Below are 812 nucleotides of genomic sequence, written 5' to 3' on the forward strand. Positions count from 1 at the left end.
GACTGTGCAGGGTAAAACGCACCCCTTGATGATCGCTTACGATGTCGCTGGCAAAGAAATCCACGCCTTCGGCAGCGTGTACGGCGAAATACCAGACCGCTTTGTGGCCCAGTACCTGTTGCCAGTGCGGCCAATCATGGCTATCGGCATTAAGGATACCGCGGCCGTTAGCCGGCAGGCCGGCGAAGATTTCGCCCTTGGCTTGAGCGACGCCCGACAGTGAATAGAACCCGGCCAAATGCGCGGCTGAAAGGTTGTTTACCAGAGCGGTTTCCGGCCGCACCAAATCAGTCATCCAGGCAATCTCGCCGAGATGATTGGCGCCCATCTCAATAACTGCGAAATCATACTCCGGCGTCAGACGCAGCAGCGTCAACAGTACTCCTATATCGTTATTGAAATTCCCCTTGGTCGCTAGCACACGCCCACACTGGCGTAGGATAGCAGCGGTCATCTCTTTGACCGAGGTTTTGCCGGAGGACCCAGTCAGGGCTACTACCCGTGTCGGCACCTGACGCCGCACCCAGGCGGCCAATTGCCCCAGAGCGCGGTGGGTATCAGCGACAATCAGTTGCGGTACGTCTAGCGGTAGCCGGCGATTAACCAACAGCGCCACAGCGCCGGCAGCGACGGCCTGTTCGGCGAAATCATGAGCGTCGAAATGCTCGCCCTTCAGGGCGACAAACACACTGCTTGAAGCGCTCGGCGCCCGAGAATCGGTAACGACAGTCAGGATAGTGCGATCGTCGCCCACTCGTTTGGCATTAAGCACTGGTGCGATAGCGCTGAGAGTAAAAGGGATCATGCCACCA

The 812-nt window shown here is 58.0% G+C and carries 1 protein-coding gene; it reads right to left on the reverse strand.

Going from position 1 to position 812, the window contains the following annotated elements; genetic code table 11:
* Positions 1-805, reverse strand: an 805-nt coding sequence (locus tag BG74_RS03985) for a Mur ligase family protein (RefSeq protein WP_244267268.1), incomplete at its 3' end; no start/stop codon positions are given.
* Positions 806-812 lie beyond the last annotated feature (7 nt).

Source organism: Sodalis-like endosymbiont of Proechinophthirus fluctus, assembly GCF_001602625.1.
Classification (GTDB): Bacteria; Pseudomonadota; Gammaproteobacteria; order Enterobacterales; family Enterobacteriaceae.